Annotated in this window: 25 protein-coding genes; 12 read left to right on the forward strand and 13 right to left on the reverse strand. The window is 34.2% G+C overall.

The genetic code is table 11. From position 1 onward, the window contains the following. Positions 1 to 64 precede the first annotated feature (64 nt). Both ACFFGA_RS01235 and ACFFGA_RS01240 read left to right on the forward strand, forming a co-directional pair. A complete protein-coding gene (locus ACFFGA_RS01235) occupies positions 65 to 1,429 on the forward strand; it encodes a saccharopine dehydrogenase family protein (RefSeq protein ID WP_386058486.1) in 1,365 nt (454 codons plus the stop codon). Between the two features lie 63 nt (positions 1,430 to 1,492). Then, positions 1,493 to 1,963, forward strand: coding sequence for an Lrp/AsnC ligand binding domain-containing protein (locus ACFFGA_RS01240; protein ID WP_386058489.1), 471 nt, complete (start codon positions 1,493 to 1,495; stop codon positions 1,961 to 1,963). A 52-nt stretch (positions 1,964 to 2,015) separates the two neighbouring features. Here ACFFGA_RS01240 and ACFFGA_RS01245 read toward each other — a convergent pair whose 3' ends face one another. The 6 genes from ACFFGA_RS01245 to ACFFGA_RS01270 all read right to left on the reverse strand — a co-directional run bounded on the left by ACFFGA_RS01245 (position 2,016) and on the right by ACFFGA_RS01270 (position 9,199). Then, positions 2,016 to 3,020, reverse strand: a complete 1,005-nt coding sequence (locus ACFFGA_RS01245; protein ID WP_386058492.1) for a T9SS type A sorting domain-containing protein — start codon at positions 3,018 to 3,020, stop codon at positions 2,016 to 2,018. 192 nt (positions 3,021 to 3,212) lie between these two features. Further along, positions 3,213 to 3,908, reverse strand: coding sequence for a zinc metallopeptidase (locus ACFFGA_RS01250; protein WP_386060598.1), 696 nt, complete (start codon positions 3,906 to 3,908; stop codon positions 3,213 to 3,215). Positions 3,909 to 4,005: 97 nt separating this feature from the next. Further along, on the reverse strand, positions 4,006 to 5,106 hold the full coding sequence (ald, locus tag ACFFGA_RS01255) for an alanine dehydrogenase (RefSeq protein ID WP_386058495.1): 1,101 nt from the start codon (positions 5,104 to 5,106) through the stop codon (positions 4,006 to 4,008). Between the two features lie 221 nt (positions 5,107 to 5,327). Further along, positions 5,328 to 5,633 carry a DUF6370 family protein gene (locus ACFFGA_RS01260; protein ID WP_386058498.1) on the reverse strand — a complete coding sequence of 102 codons (306 nt, stop codon included), beginning with the start codon at positions 5,631 to 5,633 and terminating at the stop codon, positions 5,328 to 5,330. Positions 5,634 to 5,650: 17 nt separating this feature from the next. Continuing rightward, complete coding sequence (gene bamE / locus ACFFGA_RS01265; RefSeq protein WP_386058501.1) at positions 5,651 to 6,013, reverse strand: outer membrane protein assembly factor BamE domain-containing protein; 363 nt, start codon at positions 6,011 to 6,013, stop codon at positions 5,651 to 5,653. 141 nt (positions 6,014 to 6,154) lie between these two features. Next, on the reverse strand, positions 6,155 to 9,199 hold the full coding sequence (locus ACFFGA_RS01270) for a leucine--tRNA ligase (protein WP_386058504.1): 3,045 nt from the start codon (positions 9,197 to 9,199) through the stop codon (positions 6,155 to 6,157). A 235-nt stretch (positions 9,200 to 9,434) separates the two neighbouring features. Between ACFFGA_RS01270 and ACFFGA_RS01275 the strand changes: the two genes are divergently transcribed. The 6 genes from ACFFGA_RS01275 (at position 9,435) to ACFFGA_RS01300 (ending at position 13,446) form a co-directional block, all read left to right on the forward strand. Beyond that, a complete protein-coding gene (locus ACFFGA_RS01275; RefSeq protein ID WP_386058506.1) occupies positions 9,435 to 10,313 on the forward strand; it encodes a cell division protein FtsX in 879 nt (292 codons plus the stop codon). Between the two features lie 136 nt (positions 10,314 to 10,449). Next, the gene (locus tag ACFFGA_RS01280; protein ID WP_386058509.1) at positions 10,450 to 10,803 is read left to right on the forward strand and encodes a hypothetical protein; all 354 of its coding nucleotides are present in this window, start codon (positions 10,450 to 10,452) and stop codon (positions 10,801 to 10,803) included. A 4-nt stretch (positions 10,804 to 10,807) separates the two neighbouring features. Then, positions 10,808 to 11,071: a DUF3098 domain-containing protein gene (locus ACFFGA_RS01285; protein WP_386058512.1), complete on the forward strand. Its 264-nt coding sequence runs from the start codon at positions 10,808 to 10,810 to the stop codon at positions 11,069 to 11,071. Positions 11,072 to 11,128: 57 nt separating this feature from the next. Next, the gene (uppP, locus tag ACFFGA_RS01290; RefSeq protein ID WP_386058514.1) at positions 11,129 to 11,932 is read left to right on the forward strand and encodes an undecaprenyl-diphosphatase UppP; all 804 of its coding nucleotides are present in this window, start codon (positions 11,129 to 11,131) and stop codon (positions 11,930 to 11,932) included. Next, positions 11,932 to 12,624 (forward strand): tRNA pseudouridine(55) synthase TruB, encoded by a 693-nt coding sequence (gene truB, locus ACFFGA_RS01295; RefSeq protein WP_386058517.1) that lies wholly within the window; start codon positions 11,932 to 11,934, stop codon positions 12,622 to 12,624. The genes uppP and truB overlap by 1 nt, the downstream gene beginning before the upstream one ends. An 87-nt stretch (positions 12,625 to 12,711) precedes the next feature. Next, complete coding sequence (locus ACFFGA_RS01300) at positions 12,712 to 13,446, forward strand: hypothetical protein (protein ID WP_386058520.1); 735 nt, start codon at positions 12,712 to 12,714, stop codon at positions 13,444 to 13,446. Here the strand turns inward: ACFFGA_RS01300 and ACFFGA_RS01305 are convergent. Further along, positions 13,443 to 14,060, reverse strand: a complete 618-nt coding sequence (locus ACFFGA_RS01305) for a thioredoxin family protein (protein ID WP_386058522.1) — start codon at positions 14,058 to 14,060, stop codon at positions 13,443 to 13,445. The two genes, ACFFGA_RS01300 and ACFFGA_RS01305, sit on opposite strands and share 4 nt — an antisense overlap. Before the next feature lie 80 nt (positions 14,061 to 14,140). Here ACFFGA_RS01305 and ACFFGA_RS01310 point away from each other — a divergent pair, with 80 nt between their 5' ends. Further along, complete coding sequence (locus ACFFGA_RS01310) at positions 14,141 to 14,704, forward strand: DNA-3-methyladenine glycosylase I (RefSeq protein WP_386058525.1); 564 nt, start codon at positions 14,141 to 14,143, stop codon at positions 14,702 to 14,704. Here ACFFGA_RS01310 and aat read toward each other — a convergent pair. The 3 genes from aat to ACFFGA_RS01325 all read right to left on the reverse strand — a co-directional run bounded on the left by aat (position 14,701) and on the right by ACFFGA_RS01325 (position 16,874). Beyond that, the gene (aat, locus tag ACFFGA_RS01315; protein ID WP_386058528.1) at positions 14,701 to 15,324 is read right to left on the reverse strand and encodes a leucyl/phenylalanyl-tRNA--protein transferase; all 624 of its coding nucleotides are present in this window, start codon (positions 15,322 to 15,324) and stop codon (positions 14,701 to 14,703) included. The genes ACFFGA_RS01310 and aat overlap by 4 nt on opposite strands. A 259-nt stretch (positions 15,325 to 15,583) precedes the next feature. Then, positions 15,584 to 15,961 carry a DUF3127 domain-containing protein gene (locus tag ACFFGA_RS01320; protein WP_386058531.1) on the reverse strand — a complete coding sequence of 126 codons (378 nt, stop codon included), beginning with the start codon at positions 15,959 to 15,961 and terminating at the stop codon, positions 15,584 to 15,586. Between the two features lie 43 nt (positions 15,962 to 16,004). Then, a complete protein-coding gene (locus tag ACFFGA_RS01325; protein WP_386058534.1) occupies positions 16,005 to 16,874 on the reverse strand; it encodes a flavin reductase family protein in 870 nt (289 codons plus the stop codon). Positions 16,875 to 17,003: 129 nt separating this feature from the next. Between ACFFGA_RS01325 and ACFFGA_RS01330 the strand changes: the two genes are divergently transcribed. Both ACFFGA_RS01330 and ACFFGA_RS01335 read left to right on the forward strand, forming a co-directional pair. Next, positions 17,004 to 18,167 (forward strand): sensor histidine kinase, encoded by a 1,164-nt coding sequence (locus ACFFGA_RS01330; RefSeq protein ID WP_386058537.1) that lies wholly within the window; start codon positions 17,004 to 17,006, stop codon positions 18,165 to 18,167. Positions 18,168 to 18,175: 8 nt separating this feature from the next. Then, positions 18,176 to 18,532 carry a hypothetical protein gene (locus ACFFGA_RS01335; RefSeq protein ID WP_386058540.1) on the forward strand — a complete coding sequence of 119 codons (357 nt, stop codon included), beginning with the start codon at positions 18,176 to 18,178 and terminating at the stop codon, positions 18,530 to 18,532. Position 18,533: 1 nt separating this feature from the next. On the opposite strand, the gene ACFFGA_RS01340 is transcribed toward ACFFGA_RS01335, so the two are convergent. Beyond that, positions 18,534 to 18,923 carry an HIT family protein gene (locus tag ACFFGA_RS01340; protein WP_386058543.1) on the reverse strand — a complete coding sequence of 130 codons (390 nt, stop codon included), beginning with the start codon at positions 18,921 to 18,923 and terminating at the stop codon, positions 18,534 to 18,536. A 109-nt stretch (positions 18,924 to 19,032) separates the two neighbouring features. Then, positions 19,033 to 19,506 (reverse strand): transcription elongation factor GreA, encoded by a 474-nt coding sequence (gene greA / locus ACFFGA_RS01345; protein WP_386058546.1) that lies wholly within the window; start codon positions 19,504 to 19,506, stop codon positions 19,033 to 19,035. A 138-nt stretch (positions 19,507 to 19,644) separates the two neighbouring features. Between greA and ACFFGA_RS01350 the strand changes: the two genes are divergently transcribed. Further along, a complete protein-coding gene (locus ACFFGA_RS01350) occupies positions 19,645 to 20,082 on the forward strand; it encodes a hypothetical protein (protein ID WP_386058549.1) in 438 nt (145 codons plus the stop codon). Here the strand turns inward: ACFFGA_RS01350 and ACFFGA_RS01355 are convergent. Beyond that, on the reverse strand, positions 20,079 to 22,295 hold the full coding sequence (locus tag ACFFGA_RS01355; protein WP_386058552.1) for a TonB-dependent receptor: 2,217 nt from the start codon (positions 22,293 to 22,295) through the stop codon (positions 20,079 to 20,081). The two genes, ACFFGA_RS01350 and ACFFGA_RS01355, sit on opposite strands and share 4 nt — an antisense overlap. Positions 22,296 to 22,347: the final 52 nt, after the last annotated feature.

Consider the following 22,347-nt stretch of genomic DNA (forward strand, 5'->3'; position numbering starts at 1 on the left):
GTTGTTTTTAGGTTTTTAATGGTTGTTCTATTTACTACATTCGTGCTTTACAAAATTAGTTATAATGCGAAAGATTTTAATCATTGGTGCCGGAAAATCCTCATCATACCTTATAAAATACTTACTAGATAAATCTGAATCGGAAAATCTTCAAATTACAATAGGAGATCTAAATGTAGAGAATGCCAAAAAGTTAGTTGGAAATAGCTCAAAAACTAATATCATTCATTTAGATGTTTTTAATGCGGAGTCTCGTATAGCAGCTGTTAAAGACGCTGATATTGTAGTTTCTATGCTACCTGCTCGTTTTCATATTGAAGTTGCAAAAGATTGTATTACGTACAAAAAGCATATGGTCACTGCATCTTACGTAAGTGAAGAAATGCAAGATTTAGACGATGATGCCAAAGCCAATAATCTTGTTTTTATGAACGAAATTGGTGTAGATCCAGGTATTGACCATATGAGTGCTATGCAAGTGATAGACCAAATAAGAGATAAAGGAGGAAAAATGATTTTGTTTGAATCCTTCACTGGTGGTTTAGTGGCACCTGAAAGCGATAATAACTTATGGAACTACAAATTTACTTGGAATCCCAGAAATGTGGTTGTTGCAGGACAAGGTGGAGCAGCAAAGTTTTTACAGGAAAACCAATTTAAGTACATTCCTTACCACAGACTTTTTAGAAGAACTGAATTTTTAGATGTTGATGGTTATGGTCGATTTGAAGCTTATGCTAATAGAGATTCTCTAAAGTATCAACAAGTTTATGGTTTAGACCATGTAAAGACACTTTATCGTGGTACTATGCGACGTGTTGGTTTTAGTAGAGCATGGAATGTTTTTGTTCAACTTGGCATGACAGATGATAGTTACACTATAGATGATAGTGCAAATATGAGTTATCGTGACTTTGTTAATGCATTTTTACCTTACAGTCCTACAGATTCTGTTGAGCTTAAATTTAGACATGCTTTAAAGATTGATCAAGATGATATTGTTTGGGATAAGTTTTTAGAGTTGGATATTTTTAGTGCTAAGAAAATGGTGCAATTAGACAAAGCCACGCCTGCACAAATCCTACAAAAAATTTTAATGGACAGCTGGACGCTTAGCCAAGAAGATAAAGATATGATAGTTATGTATCATAAGTTTGGTTATGAGCTTAATGGCGCAAAACATCAAATTGATGCTACAATGGTTGCTGTTGGTGAAGACCAAACATATACTGCTATGGCAAAAACTGTTGGTTTACCTGTAGCCATTGCTACAATGGCAATTCTTAATGGTAAAATAACAACACCAGGCGTACAAATTCCTATTACCAAAGAAGTTTACACTCCTATTTTAGAAGAGCTCAAAACCTTTGGTGTTATATTCAAAGAGAAAGATGTGCCTTATTTAGGATACAATCCATTAAATATCTGAACTGAGGTTTTAATTTAAAATCGTTTTCTTATTTTTAACTTTCATTTTTAAACAAGATTCTTCATGAAGGTTAATGATAAAGGTATTTACATAGATGGTATTGATAAAAAGATACTACGTGCTTTAATGGAAGATGCCAGAACTCCAATTCTAGAAATTGCACGTAATGTTGGCATCTCTGGCGCAGCCATACATCAACGTCTTAAAAAACTTGAAAAATCTGGTTTATTAGCTGGTTCAAAGTTTATTATAAATCCAAAGGCGTTGGGTTATACCACAATGGCTTTTGTTGGAGTTTACCTCGATAAAGCCGTTAGTAATCCTGAAGCCGTAAAACAATTGCAAAAAATACCAGAAGTTATAGAATGTCATTACACCACAGGTCACTGGAGTATTTTTATCAAAATCCTATCTAAGGACAATGAACATTTAATGCATGTGCTTAATTCTGAAATACAAAGTATAAAAGGAGTTTCCAGAACTGAGACTTTTATTTCATTGCAGCAACAGATAAATAGACAGATAAAAATATAGATAAAAAAGCCCTGTTTTCTCAGGGCTTTGACTTTAAGTTTTTGTTAAAGCTTTATTTTATAATTAGTTTCTTCACCGTAGTATTACTTTCTGAAGAAATTGCTACAAAATACATACCAGACGACACTAAAGAACTTAAATTAAGTTCTTTATCCACTGTGGTACCTTGTAAATCGTAAGATGAAATTGTACGTCCGTTAATATCTGTTACCACAACTTTATCTATAGCCACACCAGTATTTTTAATAGTAATTTTCCCATTTGATGGATTAGGTGTCACAAATACTGCATTCGCTAATTCAAACTCTTCAGTAGATAACGATGTAATATTTATTTTTGTTGGAATTGCATCCACTGAAGTAGCATATGGCTCATCTGTAATAGCATTAGCACCAGTGTAATTCGCTGGGTTGGTCAAGGCTATTTTTGCATCTTCAATTGTATTAAATGTATAAGTACCTTGGTAAACGGCATTATCAAATTCTTGTGAGTTTCCAGTACCAGCACCAACACCAACAGCAGTTCTTGGTAAGCCTACATCAGTTAATCCTGTAAACAAATTAGTCTCGGTGGTACTAACACTATCATCACCAGTAAACTGAGTGGAAGCTCCATTAATCATAAATATAAAAGAAGGACTCACTCCAGATCCCTGTAATACTGTAATTACATCTCCACCAGTTGATAGCGCCAACCCAGAACTACCATTAATTATTGCATCTCCACTATAGTCTGAAAATTCTGGCGCAGGAGCTGAATCATCCCAAATAACAACTTCTCCAATATCTAGACCACCAACAGGTACTGTATATATGGTTGCACCTTCACCACAACCTGCAGGGTCAAAAGTACCACCTGGTACTGCTCCGCAATCTGTAAAAATAATTTCAGTCCCAGCATTTAACTCAACAAAAGTTGTAAATGCAAACGCATCTGGTGTATCTGCTTGATACCAAAAAACAACAATATCACCAGCGGCTAAAGTTTGAGCTTGTGTCTGTTGTATGTTTAGTACAAAACTCATTAAAAAAGTAAAAAAAAGTAATTTTGTTTTCATAATAGCATATTATTTCTGTTTATAATACATTAAATGTACTGAACACCAAATAAATAGCACCATAACCTAAGACGTTTTCTACCTAATACTTAAATAGACGTTAAACAACTTCTTGTTGCAAAAGAAAATCTATTATTTATAAATAAAAAAAGCCCTGATTTCTCAGAGCTTTAAATTTATGGCGTTTAAGTCTTAATCTCTACCACCAAACACCTGTAGTGCCCAATACAGTAAAGATGCTAATGCACCAATAGCTGCAACTAAATACGTTCTAGCTGCCCATTTTAAAGCATCTTCCGAGCCTTTGTATTCTTCTGGTGTTACCATGTTTTTAGCTTTAAGCCATGCCAAAGCTCTATTACTCGCATCATATTCAACTGGTAAGGTTATAAAGCTGAATAATGTTGCGAAGCCCATAAATACCAGACCAGCAACAGCTACCCAATACCCTAAACCAACACCTGCAGCCGCACCAAGGACAAGTCCACCAATGACTAACCATTGCGACATACCAGAGGTAACACTTACAATTGGTACCAGAGCAGAGCGCATACCTAATGCACTATACGCTTGTGCATGCTGTACTGCGTGACCAACTTCGTGAGCAGCCACTGCTGCCGCAGCAGCATTACGTTGATTGTAAACTGCTTCACTTAGATTAACCGTTTTATTTTTTGGATTGTAATGATCTGTTAATTGTCCTGCTGTAGAAATCACCTCAACGTCGTATATGCCATTATCTGCCAACATTTTTTCAGCAATTTCTCTTCCTGACATGCCATTTCTCAATTGGACTTTAGAATATTTAGCAAATTTGCGTTTAAGTTGACTACTAACCAACCAGCTTACTAAAGCAATAGCACCAATCAGTATATAGTATCCCATCATTCCGTTCATAACTTTTAAATTTTAGTTTAAGTAAATTTACTAAATCAATAGCAAATAGTACGCCAAAATAAAGTTAAGAAATTATGTCAGTTTATGGTTACATTGCTTCCACAGACCAGTTGAAAGCTTCAGCGATTTCTTCGTAAACAATTTTGCCTTTTACAATGTTAAGTCCTTTTCTTAAAGACGCATCCTTAGCACAAGCCACTTCCCAGCCTTGATTAGCTAAGCGCAACACATAAGGTAATGTTACATTGGTCAATGCCAATGTTGACGTATATGGTACAGCACCAGGCATATTTGCCACACAATAGTGTACAACATCATCAATAATATATGTTGGGTTTTCGTGGGTTGTAGCTTTAGTTGTTTCAATACAACCACCTTGGTCCACAGCAACATCAACTAAAACAGTTCCAGGTCGCATTTCTTTCAACATATCTTTTGAGATTAACTTTGGAGCTTTTGCACCTTTTAGCAAAACACCTCCAATGATTAAATCGTGGTCTTTAATACGTTTTCTAATATTATATTCGCTCGAAAATTCAGTGACTACATGACTTGGCATCACATCATTGACATAGCGTAATTGTTTCATATTAATATCCATAATGGTAACGTGAGCACCTAAACCAGCTGCCATTTTTGCGGCCTGAATACCAACAACTCCTGCACCTAGCACTAACACTTTTCCTGGAGGAACTCCTGGTACACCACCAAGTAATACTCCACGACCTTTAATAGGTTTTTCGAGATATTTTGCTCCTTGCTGAATTGCCATTCGACCAGCCACTTCAGACATTGGTGTTAATAATGGCAAAGTACCATCTTCATCTTCTACAGTTTCATAAGCAATACAAACCGCTTCACTTTTTAGCATTGCTCTAGTAAGTGGTTCGCTTGATGCAAAGTGGAAATAAGTAAAAACCACGTGATGCGGCTTAATTAAAGGATACTCTTCTGCAATAGGTTCCTTAACTTTTACAATCATATCTGCAGCTTCATAAACCTCTTGGATAGTATCTAAAACTATAGCTCCAACATCTTTATAATCTTCATCAAAAAAGCCACTGCCAAAACCAGCATCTTTTTGTACGTAAACCGTATGATTGTTTTTAATAAGTTCGAAAACTCCTGCTGGTGTCATACCAACACGACTTTCATTGTTCTTGATTTCTTTTGGGACTCCAATTTTCATTTGGTAATTGATTTTTGAAATTAATAGCGTTATGAAATACTATTAAAAAATCTAGTTATCCAAATTTTGGTATAAAGTTGAAGTGATTTTTATGGAATTATTATTTTGAAGTCATTATTTTATGACATTGATAATAATAGGCTCATTTTCAAATTAATACAACAATAGACGAACGTAAAATACTTTCGATAAAGGGATTTTAAAACTTTAAGCTAAACCTGTTAATCTAGCATTTTTATGTTAGTTACCTTAAAACGACCTTCTACAATTTCACCCTCTATTTCGCCTTTTCTAATCACTTCGCAGAACCCACTTTCTACATCATGCGCATCTCCAAAATCATCAATATTTGCACCATCAACAAAGTAAGCTTTATCGTCTATACGTACCGCTAAATCGCATCCTTTTTGTGATGTTAATCCAAACTGACATTGGCCACAAGACACCTCTGCAATTTGTTTTTCGGTTTTTGGGTTAGCACATGCTACGATTAATACTACGAAACATGCTGTAATTAGATTTTTCATTTTTAATTCGTTTATAATTATTCTTCTTCTACTATGGTGACCTTTACGACCGTTTGTGCTTCAAAAATAATAAGCAGTTGTTCTCTTTTAGTTTCAAAAAAACCTGGCTGCCTTCCTATTCTGTAAAGAAATGCATCCTTTTCAGCAGAACTCCTTGAGCTAGGTTGTCCTAATAATTCAATAACTTCATACTTAGGTTTTCCTATTAGCAGCTGACTTTCAATGACATCGTCCACCATTTTGTAACGTAGCGAAGGATTGCTTCTCCACTGCTCTTTATCAAAACGTTCTTCAAAAAGCCAAATCAAAGATGAACTCAATATAAAAGCCACAAAGAAAAATAATCCAATTTTATCGTTTCTTTTTAGCCTTGATATCATTTTATTGAAAATTGAAATTATAGGGTTACAAAACTCGTCAATTAGTTTCGCTCAGTTCGAGTTTGTGTCGTGTAGAGCGATTATTTTAAAAACGTTTTTTAGTTTCAATTAATTATGAGATTCCTGCCAAAGCAGGAATTGTTACCCAACTATATTCACAATCTTTCCTGGCACTACGATGACCTTTTTAGGTGTGCGTCCTTGTAACTGTTCATGTGTTTTTTCGTGAGCCAATACTGTTTTTTCTATCTCGTCCTTGCTCATATCTAATGGCAACTCTAACGTAAAACGCATTTTACCATTAAATGAAATTGGATAATTTTTAGAACTTTCTACCAAATACTTTTCCTCAAATTTTGGGAAAGGCGCTGTAGATATAGACTCTGTATTGCCCAATTGCGACCATAGCTCTTCAGTAATATGAGGCGCATAAGGCGATATCACTACCAATAACGGTTCAAGAATGTCTTTACTAGTACACTTTTGAGCGGTTAGTTCATTTACTGCGATCATAAAGGTTGAAACCGAAGTATTGAAGGAGAAGTTTTCTATATCCTCTTCTACTTTTTTTATGGTTTTATGTAAGGTCTTTAAGTTGTCTTTTGTTGGCTCTGAGTCCGTTACTTTTAATCCATTATCATCTACATACAGTTTCCAAAGTTTTTTAAGAAAACCATGTACTCCTGTAATACCAGCTGTATTCCAAGGTTTGTATTGCTCTAATGGACCAAGGAACATTTCGTAAAGTCTTAGACTGTCTGCTCCGTAATCTGCAACAATGTCATCAGGATTTACAACATTGTATTTTGATTTGGACATTTTTTCGACGTCGCGCTTCACCTTAAATGTTCCGTCCTCGTCGATTATAAATTCAGCATTCTTAAACTCTGGTCTCCAACTTTTGAATGCTTTTATATCTAATTTGTCCGAAGAATCTACAAAAGACACATCTGAATGAATTGGTCTTATATATAGAGCTGTCACATTACAATTATCTATATCATCTACATACTTTTGAAATTGCGTATACTCTTCATCTAGTTTTTGATTTCTAAATGATTCTTTGATTTCAGATGTAAACTTATTTTGAATTTTTTCATTATGAATAAACCTATAATCACCATTTTCATATATTTTTTCCGCATTTTCAATATAATCATAACTGATATAATATGTTTGCTTCAATGGAAGTATAACTTGAGATGGCTTATCTTTATAAGTAATATAAGGCGTTATTTCATAAACAAAAGCACTGGTTCCCAATATCATCCCTTGGTTAATCAGTTTTTTAGCAAACTCATCAACAGGTACTAAACCTTTATCGAACATAAATTTTTGCCAAAAACGTGAGTACAATAAATGTCCTGTGGCATGCTCACTTCCGCCAATATATAAATCAACTTGCTGCCAATAGTTAACGGCTTCTTGCGAGAAGATTTCCTCGTCATTATGCGGATCCATATAGCGGTTAAAGTACTGCGAACTTCCTGCCCAACCTGGCATAGTATTGAGCTCAAGCGGGAAAACTGTTTTGTTGTCTATCTCCTTATTATCAACGACGGTATTGGTTACTGTATTCCAAGCCCATTTTGTAGCGTTTCCTAATGGTGGCTCGCCTGTTTCGGTTGGCAAATATTTTTCAACTTCTGGTAAGGTTAATGGTAAATGCTCTGCGTCTATCGTTTGTGGCATTCCATCTTTGTAATATACCGGAAATGGTTCTCCCCAATAACGCTGTCTCGAGAATACAGCATCACGTAGTCGATAATTGGTTTTACCTTCTCCTTGTCCTATTTTTTCTAATTCGAAAATAGCGCGCTTGGTAGCTTTCTTATAGTTCATTCCGTTTAGGAAATCGCTATTGGCAATCTTAACGTTATCCTTAGATGCAAAAGCTTCTTCAGAAATATCGACACCTTCAAAAATATTAGGAATAGGAATATTAAAATGCTTTGCAAAATCGTAGTCGCGTTGGTCTCCGCATGGTACAGCCATTACAGCACCTGTACCGTAACTTGCCAAAACGTAATCTCCAATCCATATTGGAATGGGTTCTTTGGTAAACGGATGCTCTGCGTAAGCTCCTGTAAACACTCCCGAAATGGTTTTTACATCTGCCATACGGTCGCGTTCGCTACGTTTTGCTGTAGCTTCTACATAGGCTTCAACTTCTGCTTTTTGTTCTGGAGTTGTTATTTGAGACACCAATTCGTGTTCTGGCGCAAGGGTCATGAATGACACACCGAAAATGGTGTCAGGTCGTGTTGTGAATACGGAAATTTTATGAGATTGCTTCGTTTCACTCGCAATGACGTTAAACGAGACTGACGCTCCAACCGACTTCCCTATCCAGTTTTTTTGAATATCCTTAAGTGCATCTGTCCAATCAACTGTATCTAATCCTTGCAATAAACGCTCTGCATAAGCAGAAATACGCATGCTCCATTGGGTCATTTTTTTTCTGATGACAGGATGTCCTCCTCGTTCAGAAACTCCGTTTACAATTTCGTCATTTGCTAAAACGGTTCCCAGTGCAGGACACCAATTGACTTCGGTTTCTGCTAAATATGTTAATCGGTATTTTAAAAGTATATCTTGTTGTTCTACTTTAGAGAATGCTTGCCATTCTTCAGCAGAGAAATTTGGTGTATCATCATCGCAAGCGGCATTTACAGAAGCATTACCTTCTGTTTCAAAATGCTTTATAAGCTCTGAAATGTCTTCGGCTTTTTGTGTTTCGTTATTGTACCACGAATTAAACAGTTGAATAAAAATCCACTGTGTCCATTTGTAATATTTAGGATCTGACGTGCGTACTTCTCGACTCCAATCAAACGAAAAACCAATTTGGTCTAGTTGGCGACGATAGGTAGCAATGTTAGTTTCAGTGGTAATTGCTGGATGCTGACCAGTTTGTATGGCGTATTGCTCTGCAGGCAAACCAAAAGAATCATAACCTTGTGGATGCAACACATTAAAACCTTTATGACGTTTGTAACGTGCATAAATATCACTAGCAATGTAACCTAGCGGATGTCCAACGTGTAAGCCTGCTCCACTTGGGTAAGGGAACATATCCAAAACATAATATTTTGGTTTATCTGAATTATTTTCAGCCTTAAACGTTTGGTTTTTTGCCCAGTAGTCTTGCCACTTTTTTTCTATGTCGTTGAAATTGTATCGCATTGCAGTATTTTCCTTGAAATAAGGTGCAAATTTAAAGGTATTACAAGACAATAAAAAACTAAACGTTGTAATTATGGAAATGAATCAAAGCTTTGAGAAACAATTATTTTTTTCTTAAAATTAAAGAGATTCACATTTGAATGGAAAAGACATTTTAAATGAATTTAAAAGACTTACATCTTTTGAAGTTTTTATTCTTATTGTTTTTTATTTTTACACAATTAATCTATTATATATGGCATCATCGTTTGACAAGTATCAAAAACGAAAACTTATTTCATCGTACATCTCTGTAGTTATCAGTATTGCTCTTGTTTTATTCTTATTGGGTTGCTTGGGACTTTTGGTTATTAATGCCAAAAAAGTAGCTGATCACTTTAAGGAACAAGTAGTGATGACTATTTATTTAAACGACACCGCCAAGGAAGTTGAAGTTAACCAACTAAAGAAAAGTTTAGCCATGGCAGATTATACAAAGGAAGCTGTGTATGTTTCTAAAGAAGAAGCTGCTGAACTTATGAAATCTGAAACTGGTGAAGATTTTATGGATTTTGTGGGTTATAATCCTTTAAAAAATTCAATCGACGTTCATCTTAAAGCTAATTTTGTAACTACCGAAAAGTTAACAGAAATTACCGAAAGCCTTTCTAATAAAGCATTTATTGAAGAAATAAGATATGATAATGATTTGGTAGAACTAATGAACGACAACGTGAAAAAAATAACCTTTTGGGTGCTAATTATCAGTGGCTTATTTACGTTAATTGCGGTTTTATTAATCAATAGTTCTATTCGTTTAGCAGTTTACTCTAAACGTTTTATCATAAAAACCATGCAAATGGTTGGAGCTACCAAAAGTTTTATTCGCAGACCTTTTGTTTGGAAGAGTGTTCAGCTAGGTATTATTGGTGCTATCGTAGCCTTAATTGGTATGGGAGTAGTTCTGTATTACTTGGATATAACATTCCCAGAACTAGAATTGCTTAGAAACACTGTACTAATAATTGCACTTTTTGCAGGTATTTTTGTTTTGGGCATTGTTATTACATGGATTAGCACGTTTATAGCAACGCAACGTTTCTTGAATTTGAAAACGGATCAGTTGTATTATTAACATTAAGTAATTAATGTCATCCTGAACTTGTTTCAGGATCCTAAATAATTTCCTAGATGCTGAATCTAGTTCTCATGACAACTCTTAGACCAAAATAAACTAAAGTTGTTTCCGTTATTACTAGAAACCGCCAACAATGAACAAATCCATTAGAAATGCCATTATAATAGTTTCTCTGGTACTTATTTTACCTTTTCTCTTCCTTAGATCCTGCGTCATTTATAATCCCAAAGCCGAAAATTGCGAAATTGTAAACGCTAAGATTATAGCTTTGCGAGCAGGACCAACGTATGATATTCAGTTTAAAACCGAAGAAGGAACAACCTATTACATTAATAGAGGTATAGAATCTGGACTAATTTTAGATACTCTTAACGCTAAAGTTTTAAATAAAACTGTTACTTTGCACTTACCAAAAATGATTTATGGTCCCTCTAAACATATAGCACAGTTGGCTATTGAAGACCAAGTCATTTATACAGAATTTTAATACTATGGGCGAACAGAAACGTAAAGAAGCATCAAAATCAGAGTTTATATTTGGCAAAAAGAACTATAAATTTATGCTAATTGGTTTAGCGTTTATTACCATTGGTTTTATTTTAATGTCTGGTGGAGGTAGTGACGACCCAAATGTTTTTGACCCTTCGATTTTTAGCTGGAGACGTATTCGTTTAGCACCAACCTTAGTCCTTATTGGCTTTGGCATTGAGGTTTACGCCATACTTTTAAACCCAAATAAAGACTCAAAAAAATAACATTCTTTTTACTTACTTTTGCTGCTGCTCACAATATTAAGTGATTACTTTTGCTGCATGGAAATTTTTGACGCTGTCATTTTAGGTATTATTCAAGGACTTACAGAGTTTTTACCTGTATCTTCTAGTGGTCACTTAGAACTTGGTAAAGCCATTTTAGGCAGTCATGCTATGCCTAAAGAAAGCCTTCTGTTTACCGTAGTACTACATTTTGCTACTGCTTTGAGTACTATTGTTATTTTTAGAAAAGATATTTTTGAAATACTTGGTGGGCTGTATAATGCCGTTGCTACAAGAAGGTGGACAGAAGAAGCCAAATTCTCAGCTAAAATTATAGTTTCCATGATTCCTGCTGTAATTATTGGCTATAAATATGAAAGAGTTTTTGAACAACTCTTTGGAAACAACATTCCCTTAGTAGGAGCCATGCTTATCGTAACTGCTGTTTTGCTTTTTTTAGCAGATAGGGCCAAAAAAACTCATAAAAAAGTATCCTTATTAGATGCTTTTATTATAGGTATTGCGCAAGGTATAGCAATGCTTCCAGGCATATCGCGTTCTGGTGCAACCATCTCAACTTCGGTTCTTTTAGGAATAGACAAAACAAAAGCCGCGCGGTTTTCATTTTTAATGGTCGTTCCACTAATATTCGGCAAAATTGCTAAAGATATACTGGCAGGAGAAATTGATTACACAAGCACCAATTTTACATTTTTAAGTGTTGGATTTGTAGCTGCATTTATTTCAGGATTGTTTGCCTGTACTTGGATGATTAAACTCGTAAAACAAAGCAAACTAACCTATTTTGCGATCTATTGTATTATTGTTGGTGTTATTGCTATAATCTGGTCTATTTTATAATGCAAACACTTCAAGATTTTAGCAAAGGGCAAGTGCTGCTTATAGACAAACCATTAAACTGGACATCATTTCAAGCAGTAAACAAATTGCGTTGGGCTATAAAACAAGCCTTTTCAATAAAAAAGATTAAGGTTGGTCATGCTGGTACTTTAGATCCTCTAGCTACAGGTTTGCTAGTGATTTGCACAGGGAAAATGACGAAGCAAATCAACACCTTTCAAGGACAGGAAAAAGAATACACTGGTACCTTTATTTTAGGGAGCACTACTCCATCGTACGATTTAGAAACCGAAATTGATGCTCATTTCTCTACCGACCATATTACCGAAGATTTAATTCATACCACTACAAAACAATTTATTGGTAAAATTGACCAATTTCCTCCTGTATTTTCAGCCATTAAAAAAGATGGTAAACGTTTGTACGAATTTGCTAGAGCTGGTGAAGCTGTAGAAATAAAATCACGACAAGTAGAAATTACAGAATTTGAAATTACTGAAATCAACGAACTTCAACTAAAATTTAGAGTCGTTTGTAGTAAAGGGACTTATATTCGTTCTTTAGCTCACGACTATGGTAAAGCTCTAAATACTGGTGCTCATTTATCGGAATTAAGACGTACCAGAATTGGTGAATTTAAGGTTGAAAATGCCATAACTCCCGAAGCTTTTATAGCAAAACTTCCTTTATAATAAGACTTTAACAAGGGTTTAATATTGTGATTTAAACTATTTCGTTGTTATATTCGTATATCATAGTGTTGATAAATTTGTATTTATTTGAAATTGATAGAACAATATAAAGCCTTAATTATTACATTTCTTTTAACAGGAATCGTGGTTTTTGGTATGTTTAGTATTCAGCTTAAACAGCAAAAAAAACTTATTACCGAAAGTTATTATGAGATTGAACCTGAGCCTGAGCAACCTGAAAAGGAATTAAATGAGATTGAAGATTTAACAGCAGCATCAACCAACAAAGCTTTTAATGAGGATCAGGAATTTAAGGATATGATGCGCAACTTTAAAACTGTTAGTGCTGATGATTTTGAACGTACTACCAAAGCCTTAGAAGAAGCTAAAGCAAGTGACGTACAAGAAGAAACCGACCTAAATAAGTCCTATGCCAACAGTAATGCTTATGCTTTAAACGCTGATGAAACGCAATCTTACAAAAAGCTTCAAGAAGAGCTTAATAAACGCCTAAAAAACAAAAAACAAGCAGACGAGCATGCTAAAACCAGAAGCACACTAACTTATTCGCTAAAAGGCAGAACATTGCAACGTTATAAAACACCTCGATATCTCTGTGAAAAAGGCGGTAAAATAGTTGTGAGTATTAAGGTAAACGGCAATGGTGATGTGTTTGATGCTTATATCAATGGTTCATCAAATTCAAACAATCAGTGTTTAATTGACCATGCTATTGAATATGCAAAATCTGTTAGATTTGATTCTTCAGCAAAAAATGAGCAATTAGGTACTATTACATTTCTATTTAAAGGGAAACGTTAATTTAATAACCCCAACAAATCATCAACTGTAGATTGTCCTTTATCCTTATTGTACCAACGTTGTAAATCTTCTTTAAACTCTGGTGTCAGTGTACCATGTGTTGCTTTAAAAGTATTAACCATATTGGTTGCTACACTTGGTCGAGGTCCAAAAGTGTTTAAAATGGTATTAGATGCATCATCAATCATGATTAACTTAGGAATAGCTCTACCTCCATTCGTTAAAAACTGATTCATTAATGCATCGTTTTTATCCCTAAGCACTATTTTGTAATTAATATTATCGTTTAATTCTGCCACTTTATTAATTACAGGCATTACATGTGCAGCATCACCACACCAACTTTCAGATATAACCAACCATGTCACTTTTTTATCAAAGCTTTTAATTTTAGATTTCGCTTCATCAGAGAGTTTCACGGTTTTGTCCCAACGCTTCATACGTCTGTCATTAAGCATTGTATAATTTACCAATGCTTCTGTTCTTTCGTTTCCAGTAGTAGATTTTTCTTCAACTAGTTTGCTGACTAAGGTTCTGTATGCATCATAAGTCATACTATTATTAAGACTTTCCGAAATTATTGTATTCACTATAGGTTCTTTTATTGCTTCCATGTTGTAAATTTAAGGTGTAATTGCCATATATTATGTGACAGTTGTTACCTTAGTAGTACAAAACACAAATCCTTACAAAAATGGAAAAACACAGATGCGGTTGGTGCATAGGTGACCCTCTTTATGAAGCTTATCATGACGAAGAATGGGGAGTTCCTGTATATGATGATGCAACTTTATTTGAATTTTTAATTTTAGAAACCTTTCAGGCAGGCTTGAGCTGGATTACTGTTTTAAGAAAGCGCGAGAACTTTAAAAAGGCATTTGACAACTTTGATTATAAAAAAATTGCTAACTATAAACAATCAAAAATCGATGCTTTATTACAAAATGAAGGCATTATACGCAATAAACTAAAAGTCAATGCTACTGTTATAAACGCACAAGCATTTATAAAAATTCAAGAAGAGTTTGGGTCATTTTCAAAGTATATATGGGATTTTGTGGATGGTAAACCCATTAAAAATAGCCTTAAAGATTACAGAAAAGCTCCAGCAAACACAGCTCTTAGCGATGCCATAAGTAAAGACTTAAAGAAAAGAGGTTTTAAGTTTGTTGGTACAACGGTAATGTATGCACATATGCAAGCTACAGGTATGGTAAACGATCATGAAGTGTCTTGCTTTAGGTATAACGAAGTTTAGAGGTATTTTAAAAAATCTTCTCTGGAAATGTGCTTTCCTCCTAAACTTTCTAAATGCCTAGTATGCAATTGAGAGTCAATGAGCTTGTAATTAGAATTTTGCACAAAGGTTATAAAACCTACCTTACTCGCATTACTCACTTTAGCAAACATACTTTCACCACAAAACACATTATTGCCCAAATCCACACCATATAAGCCACCAACTAAGGTTTTATCTTGCCAAACTTCAACAGATTTTGCATAACCCAAAGTATTTAAAGCTATATATGCTTCAATCATTTCTTTGGTAATCCAGGTGCCGATTTGCCCTTCTCGCCTAACTTCTGCACAATTTTCTACAACAGCCCTAAAAGCTTTATTTATGGTAACTTTGAATTTATTACTTCTCAGAATTTGCTTCATGCTCTTAGACACCTTTAAATCTTCAGGAAACAATACAAAACGAGGATCTGGCGACCACCAAAGTATTGGTTCTGCAGAATCAAACCAAGGGAATATTCCATTTGAATAAGCATATAGTAAGCGCTCTGGAGATAAATCACCTCCAACAGCCAGAAGTCCTTCTGCTGAAGCCTCTGACACATCTGGAAATTCTATTTTTTGACCTAAAAAATGCATCACTTTAACGACTAAAGCTATTTTTACTGTTAAATTAAGCTTTGGGTTTTGATAGTATAAGAATTTTATTGATATTTGACCTGACCTTTGCGCAATAAATTTTTTTGTTCATCATTGCTTTTTTTTAAAGTTTGTTTGTAAGGGTCAAAACCTAAAACCACAATACTAAGTCCCAACTAACCATTGGGACTTTTTTATTAAAAAAGACCTGCTTTTTTCAAAACAAGTCTTTCTTAAAATCTATTTTATTTTTTCAAATTTAAAAAGGTAAATCGTCGTTGTTATCCTCATTTAAATCACTAACTGGTTCAAAAGCTTCAGTTGGAGGAACTGGCGGCATATCACCACTAGCAGCTTCTTGTTGTACGGCTTCAATTCTCCATCCTTGTATAGAATTAAAATATTTTGTTTCTCCTTGTGGATTTACCCACTCACGACCTCTAAGGTTGATATTAATTTTAACCTGCTGACCTTCTTGAAAATTGTTCAATAAATCTGTCTTATCCTGAACAAACTCTACCATTATATGCTGTGGATATTGCTCTTCTGTAGTTACTACAACTTCTCTTTTTCTAAATCCATTGCTACCAAAGGTTTGTGTCTCACCTATCACTTTAATACGTCCTTGTACTTCCATTTTTGCTTAATCTATAATTTAATTTTATGTTATTTTATTGAATTTACGAAAGTAATAACTTCCATGCACTTTCTACATCTCCATAGCTTAAATAATTTTGAGCTAATTTGTGTTTTTTTCTGTGAGATGCGGTTTTAATTTCAGGATAACGCTTACTGATATCCTCAATAAATTGGTTAACCTCTTCTTTACTTGGCAAAGCTTCTACATTTGCTAACATACCAAGGTTATTTCCGGTTAAAATCATGCTATTTCTAATATGCTCTGGTAATCCATCAACACCAATTCCCATTGTTTGTAATGGTTTTGGGATTTCAAAAAAACCTAATTTAGCTCTACTGTAGTAACTGCCACCAGCCCTTGCCACTAAATCCAATGCTTCTTGGTTAATAGTACTATCTGCATTCATAACCTCATCTGCAATATGAAGTTTTACCACCTCGCAAATCACTAAATTTCCTGCTCCTCCTTCAGTTCCTAAGTGCACTACGTCCTTAACCTTACATTCAAACTGAACAGGAGATTCTGCTACCCTAAAAGGTTTTACCTCATCTGATGGTAACATGGTAAGTCCTGCTTTTTGAAATTCGTTGATATCTTCTGGATATTCTGTACTACTTAAAGACATTTGGTGCACAATATCGTAACTAACAACATTGATAACCACCTCCTTTACTTCTTCAACATTTTGCAAAGTGTGTTTGGTCGTATTGTCCCTAACACGCCTTGCTGGTGAAAATATCATAATAGGTGGATTAGCACTAAAGACATTAAAAAAACTAAATGGCGATAAATTTGGATTGCCATTTGCATCAATGGTACTTGCAAACGCTATTGGTCTTGGTGCAACGGCACTAAGTAAATAGCCATGTAATCTACCTGTTGAAAGGTCTTTTGGGTTGAATGAAATCATGCAGTATCCTGATTTTCAGCAAATATAATTATATTGAATTGCTGATGAAAGTATTTTGCCTACATAAGCATACAATATTATTAACAGTTTTGCATTATATTTAGTATTTAAAAGAAATTGCACTAATCCATGACCTTTAACTCTAATCGAAATGTAATCCGTTGGATTATTATACTATCCTCATTTTTTATTGTTTCATTAATTCTTTGGAACACTTATTCTTTCTTTCAGAAATTTAAGGCAGAAGAGCGAAAAAAGATGAAAACATGGACTTTTGCTTATCCTGAATACACTAAATATTTTTACAACGATAATGTAGAACTCAATTCAATTGCAGAACGAATAATTATAGACTCCACTGTAACTATTCCAATGGTTTTACTAGATAAGGACAATAAAATATTGAGTGACAGAAATATAGACCCTTCCATTTTCGAAAACACTAATAAAATGAATCAATTTCTTAATAAATTGATTTCTCAAAACGAACCTATTGAAGTTGATTTACCCAATCAAGAAAAGGGGAAACTATATTATGGCAACTCACCACTACTAAACAAACTAAAATATTATCCTTTAGCGCTTTTATTAATTATTATTCTTTTTGCCGCTGTTGTTTATTTCTTTTACCGAAGTTCTAAAAATGCTGAACAAAACAAACTTTGGACAGGTATGGCAAAGGAAACTGCACACCAAATAGGAACGCCATTATCGTCACTTGTAGGTTGGACAGAAATTTTAAAAACAGAAAATGTAAATCCTGAGTATATAACCGAAATTGAAAAAGATATAGATCGTTTACAAACTATAACCGAACGTTTTAGTAAGATTGGTTCTGCACCAACACTAGAAAACTTGGATATTGTTGAAACTACCGAGTCTTCTTACCAGTATTTAAAAACACGTTCATCTAAACTTATTGATTTTGAAATTGTTAGTCCAAATAAAGAAATCCCTGTAAATCTTAATGCACAACTTTACAGTTGGACCATTGAGAATTTGGTAAAAAATGCTATTGATGCTATGAAGGGTAAGGGTAAATTGAAATTAGAGATTTTACCTTCAGACAAATATGTTTACATTAATATATCTGATACTGGCAAGGGTATTGCAAAGCATCAATTCAATAAAATATTTGAACCTGGATACACTACAAAAAAACGTGGTTGGGGACTTGGACTCTCTTTAGCTAAACGTATTATTGAGGATTATCATGATGGTAAAATAAAAGTTCTCAATTCTGAAATTGGTAAGGGAACAACAATTCAAATCAGTTTAAAATTATTGTCTTAACTTTAGGTATGGCAACTTCAAAATTTTTTACCTTAAAAGAAGCTAAGCTCAACAACAATTGTCCTGAGTGTTACTCTAACGATGGGTTGCAACTCACCTTTAAGCAAAAGTTTACTGAAAATGCATTATATAAGGCCATAACCAATGAGACGTCTCATGAGATGTTTTGTGCCAATTGCAATACTGATATTTTTCCTGTGAGATGGACAGACGATATAGAACAAGTTGTAGCCTATCATGAGCGTGCAGTACAACCAAAGCCCAAATCTATAAAACTGAAGTCTTTAGCTTGGATTTTAATAGTTGTAGATGCAATGCTTTTAACTTTTGTAATATTAGTAGCGACTGGAGTTATTACTTTTTAGGCTACAAATATGAGGCTATCTTATTTGCAATAGCTTTAAATTCCTCTGGCTCTAATTTTTCCTTATACGTAAAACGTGCATTTTCCATAGTGTGTAATGGAATTAAGTGTACATGTACATGTGGTACTTCTAACCCGATAACTGACATACCTACTCGCTCACATGGAATAGCTTTTTCAATAGCCAATGCTACCCGTCTTGAGAATTGCATAAGACTAGTGTAAGTAGCTTCGTCTAAATCAAAAATTCTATCAACTTCCTTTTTAGGAATACACAACGTATGCCCTTTTGAGTTTGGGTTAATGTCTAAAAACGCCAAAAAGTCGTCTGTTTCTGCGACTTTATAAGATGGAATTTCTCCATTAATGATTTTTGTAAATAGTGTAGCCATAATTTGAGGAATATCTTATAAAGATAAAAAGATTCCTTAAGAAAGGAACCTTTTTTATACAATGTTACTTAAGCACTTCGACTGTGCTCAGTGTAATCTATATTACTTTTTATCTAGAGATTTCTAAAATATCAAATTTCATAATCCCATTTGGCACTTGTATTTCGGCAATATCACCTACAGATTTTCCTAACAACCCTTTTCCTATTGGTGAGTTAACCGATATTTTACCCGAAGCTAAATCTGCTTCACTTTCTGCAACTAAGGTATAGGTCATTTCCATACCGTTGGTTTGGTTTTTTATCTTCACTTTAGATAATGCTAAAACTTTAGAAGTATCAAGTTGAGACTCATCAATAACACGAGCATTTGCTAAAGTTTCCTCCATTTTAGAAATTTTCATTTCCAACATACCTTGCGCTTCTTTAGCAGCGTCATATTCAGCATTTTCACTTAAATCTCCTTTATCCCTAGCTTCTGCAATAGCTTGCGACGCTTTTGGACGCTCTACATCTTTAAGGTGATTTAATTCATCTCTCAATTTTTTTAAACCTTCTGCAGTGTAATAAGATACTTTACTCATATTTCATTCGTTTAATTAAAAGATGCCGAAGCAAGTTCAGCATAAAAAAAATCTCGCGTCAACGAGATTACTATACAAATATATAAAATATTTACGGTATAGTTGAAATAATCGTAAATTGAAAACCAAAAATTTTTAATGAAAAAACTCGTCTTAATCTTCTCAATTTTAGTATTTACCTGTAGTGGAGATGATAATAATAGAAGCAATTGTAACTTCTTATTTGATGCCGGAGTAAATCTAACCGTAAATACTAATTTACCTCAGTTTAGTCAACTACAATTCCCTCAAAATGGTGTTTATGTTTCTAACCAAGGTAATAATGGTATTTGGCTATGGAGGTTAAATTCGGCAACACTTTATGCTTGGGATGCTGCAGACCCAAGCCATGCACCTGGAGCATGCTCTACCTTAACAGATTCTGGAACTGGTGATGTAGTTGTTTGTGGTTGTGATGATGCCAATCAATATAGTCTTTCTACAGGTTTGGGTCTAGACGGAAATACACAACCCTGTACGTTAATGCCATACAGGGTTGATAATCTTGGAAATGGTACTTTTTTAGTGACTAACTAAAAATTTAAGGTCATACCTACTAAAAAGTTAGTTGTTGCTTGAGGGTAAAAACCTGCACCTTCAATTGTTGTTACTGCATTTGGGTCTGACCATGTATCGTCATAAGTGTAGTAATAGCCATTAGAAATGTATTTTTCATTAAAAATATTATTAACCAATCCAGTAAATACTATAGAATCGAATACAGATTTCGTCTTTAATGTATAATTAATATTAAGGTCGTTGATAAAATAGCTATCTAACTTAGAAGATTTTGCTTCTGTATTACTCATATACTGTTCACCAACATATTTACTTAACAATGCTACTTGAAGGTTTTCAATAGGTTGAAAAACAATAGCATTGGCAGCTACTAAATTTGGCGAAAATGAAATATCTGTTTTGCCTAAGTTTTGTAGCTCCCCATCAAATGGTATAATAGTTTCCTTATTTTTATTGGTGCTAATTGTCATATTTGGTTGTAACGTTAATTTAGATGTTACAGGCAATATAGCTTCTAGTTCTAAACCTAAACGGTAACTTTTTCCGCTATTGGTTCTAATTGGGTTTCCGACATTGTCTAATTCACCTGAAAGCACCAATTGTTCATTATATAGCATATAATACGCATTTGCATTGAAGGTGAAATTTCCTTTTCTGTGTCTCCAACCTAATTCAAAATCATTAAGTTGTTCTGGTTTTATGCTTTGATCAACTTCAAAATCGGTACGGTTTGGTTCTCTGTTTGCTCTTGCATAAGAAAAATAAAAGCTGTTATTGTTGTTTAACTCAAAAGTAATACCAGCCTTTGGATTAAAAAAACTAAAGTTTTTGTCCACTTCAAAAGTTACTAAATCTGAAGTTGTTCCATAGGTTTTGTAACTTACTTTTCTTAGCTGTAAATCACCATACAAACTTATTTTATCGTTAAGTCTAAAATTGGCTTTTGTAAATACCGAGAAATCATTTTTTAGACTGTTACCATCATAATAGCGATCTCTAATTTCGGTCTGACTAGCATATTCTGCCCAAATCACTTCACCAAAATGATCACCATCGTAATGACTCAATGAACCTCCAAAAATCATATCTAGATTGTCATTCTTGTAATTTGCACTCGCATTAACCACATAAAAACTATTGTCTAACCAACGTCTGCGGATTAAGTCTGTAGTATTTATGGTTTCACCTCCAATTGTAATTTCTTCTAAATTGTAGTCTCCAAAATCTTCATCTTCTTTGTATTGCTCAAAATAACCACGACCATCTGTATAGTTTAATCCTAGCGTTGTTGACCAATTATTATTGTAGCGTTGATTCCAGTGCAATTGGTAATGATCTTGATTGTAGTTATCAACTTCGTTATCATAAAACTGTATATCTCCATTATCATCTTCATACTCTCCAGCTGTGTTATAGGTTCTATCATTTTTTAGTTTGTCTAAATCTTCAAGTCCGTTCCATGACTGATAAGTTACTTCTTTTCCTCCAAAAAGAACTGCTTTAATTAAAGTATTACCATTTACATAAGACCCTTGTAAAAAGTAAGATTTTAAGTCCGATGACGCTCTATCGATATAACCATCTGAAATGATATTTGATAAACGACCAGCAATTTCAAAATGGTCATTCATTAAACCAGTACTGTATTTAACAGTGTGCTTTCTAGTGTTGTAACTTCCAAAAGATTTTGATATTTCACCTGTAGCTTCTTTCGAAAATGCATCTGTCAGCACATTAATACTCGCACCAAATGCGCCAGAACCATTAGTTGATGTACCTACACCACGTTGTAATTGCAAACTCTCTACAGAAGATGCAAAGTCACCTAGATTCACCCAAAATGTACCTAGCGACTCCGCATCATTATACGGAATACCATTAATGGTAACATTTGTAGATTGTGAGCTTACACCTCTAACTCTAATCCCTGTGTAACCAACACCTGCACCTGCATCTGTGGTAGTAACCACCGAAGGTAAAAAGTTAAGTAACATAGGTATATCTTGGCCTAAATTACGTTTAGCGATTTCTTTTTTAGTTACATTAGAGTGTGTAATCGGTGCTTTTTCCTTTACACGTACCGCTTTTACTAAGACTTCGTCTAGCTTTTCAACACTTGTTGAATCTTGTTGTTTTTCTTGTCCATAAGCTGAACAAAGGCTAATTAAAAAAATGAAAAGTGTTAATCTCTGCCTACTTATTTTTGAGAGATTGTTGAATAATGTTTTCATTACGACTATAATTTATAATCGAATAAAAAGAGGTAATTATTCTTTGTTAATA

This window comes from Winogradskyella pulchriflava, from assembly GCF_042434315.1.
Classification (GTDB): Bacteria; Bacteroidota; Bacteroidia; order Flavobacteriales; family Flavobacteriaceae; genus Winogradskyella; species Winogradskyella pulchriflava.

Coding starts and splice junctions, on each gene's coding strand:
- ACFFGA_RS01235 (WP_386058486.1), top strand. CDS start 65: ATGCGAAAGATTTTAATCATTGGTGCCGGAAAATCCTCATCATACCTT.
- ACFFGA_RS01240 (WP_386058489.1), top strand. CDS start 1,493: ATGAAGGTTAATGATAAAGGTATTTACATAGATGGTATTGATAAAAAG.
- ACFFGA_RS01245 (WP_386058492.1), bottom strand. CDS start 3,020: ATGAAAACAAAATTACTTTTTTTTACTTTTTTAATGAGTTTTGTACTA.
- ACFFGA_RS01250 (WP_386060598.1), bottom strand. CDS start 3,908: ATGATGGGATACTATATACTGATTGGTGCTATTGCTTTAGTAAGCTGG.
- ald (WP_386058495.1), bottom strand. CDS start 5,106: ATGAAAATTGGAGTCCCAAAAGAAATCAAGAACAATGAAAGTCGTGTT.
- ACFFGA_RS01260 (WP_386058498.1), bottom strand. CDS start 5,633: ATGAAAAATCTAATTACAGCATGTTTCGTAGTATTAATCGTAGCATGT.
- bamE (WP_386058501.1), bottom strand. CDS start 6,013: ATGATATCAAGGCTAAAAAGAAACGATAAAATTGGATTATTTTTCTTT.
- ACFFGA_RS01270 (WP_386058504.1), bottom strand. CDS start 9,199: ATGCGATACAATTTCAACGACATAGAAAAAAAGTGGCAAGACTACTGG.
- ACFFGA_RS01275 (WP_386058506.1), top strand. CDS start 9,435: ATGGCATCATCGTTTGACAAGTATCAAAAACGAAAACTTATTTCATCG.
- ACFFGA_RS01280 (WP_386058509.1), top strand. CDS start 10,450: ATGAACAAATCCATTAGAAATGCCATTATAATAGTTTCTCTGGTACTT.
- ACFFGA_RS01285 (WP_386058512.1), top strand. CDS start 10,808: ATGGGCGAACAGAAACGTAAAGAAGCATCAAAATCAGAGTTTATATTT.
- uppP (WP_386058514.1), top strand. CDS start 11,129: ATGGAAATTTTTGACGCTGTCATTTTAGGTATTATTCAAGGACTTACA.
- truB (WP_386058517.1), top strand. CDS start 11,932: ATGCAAACACTTCAAGATTTTAGCAAAGGGCAAGTGCTGCTTATAGAC.
- ACFFGA_RS01305 (WP_386058522.1), bottom strand. CDS start 14,060: ATGGAAGCAATAAAAGAACCTATAGTGAATACAATAATTTCGGAAAGT.
- ACFFGA_RS01310 (WP_386058525.1), top strand. CDS start 14,141: ATGGAAAAACACAGATGCGGTTGGTGCATAGGTGACCCTCTTTATGAA.
- aat (WP_386058528.1), bottom strand. CDS start 15,324: ATGCATTTTTTAGGTCAAAAAATAGAATTTCCAGATGTGTCAGAGGCT.
- ACFFGA_RS01320 (WP_386058531.1), bottom strand. CDS start 15,961: ATGGAAGTACAAGGACGTATTAAAGTGATAGGTGAGACACAAACCTTT.
- ACFFGA_RS01325 (WP_386058534.1), bottom strand. CDS start 16,874: ATGATTTCATTCAACCCAAAAGACCTTTCAACAGGTAGATTACATGGC.
- ACFFGA_RS01330 (WP_386058537.1), top strand. CDS start 17,004: ATGACCTTTAACTCTAATCGAAATGTAATCCGTTGGATTATTATACTA.
- ACFFGA_RS01335 (WP_386058540.1), top strand. CDS start 18,176: ATGGCAACTTCAAAATTTTTTACCTTAAAAGAAGCTAAGCTCAACAAC.
- ACFFGA_RS01340 (WP_386058543.1), bottom strand. CDS start 18,923: ATGGCTACACTATTTACAAAAATCATTAATGGAGAAATTCCATCTTAT.
- greA (WP_386058546.1), bottom strand. CDS start 19,506: ATGAGTAAAGTATCTTATTACACTGCAGAAGGTTTAAAAAAATTGAGA.
- ACFFGA_RS01350 (WP_386058549.1), top strand. CDS start 19,645: ATGAAAAAACTCGTCTTAATCTTCTCAATTTTAGTATTTACCTGTAGT.
- ACFFGA_RS01355 (WP_386058552.1), bottom strand. CDS start 22,295: ATGAAAACATTATTCAACAATCTCTCAAAAATAAGTAGGCAGAGATTA.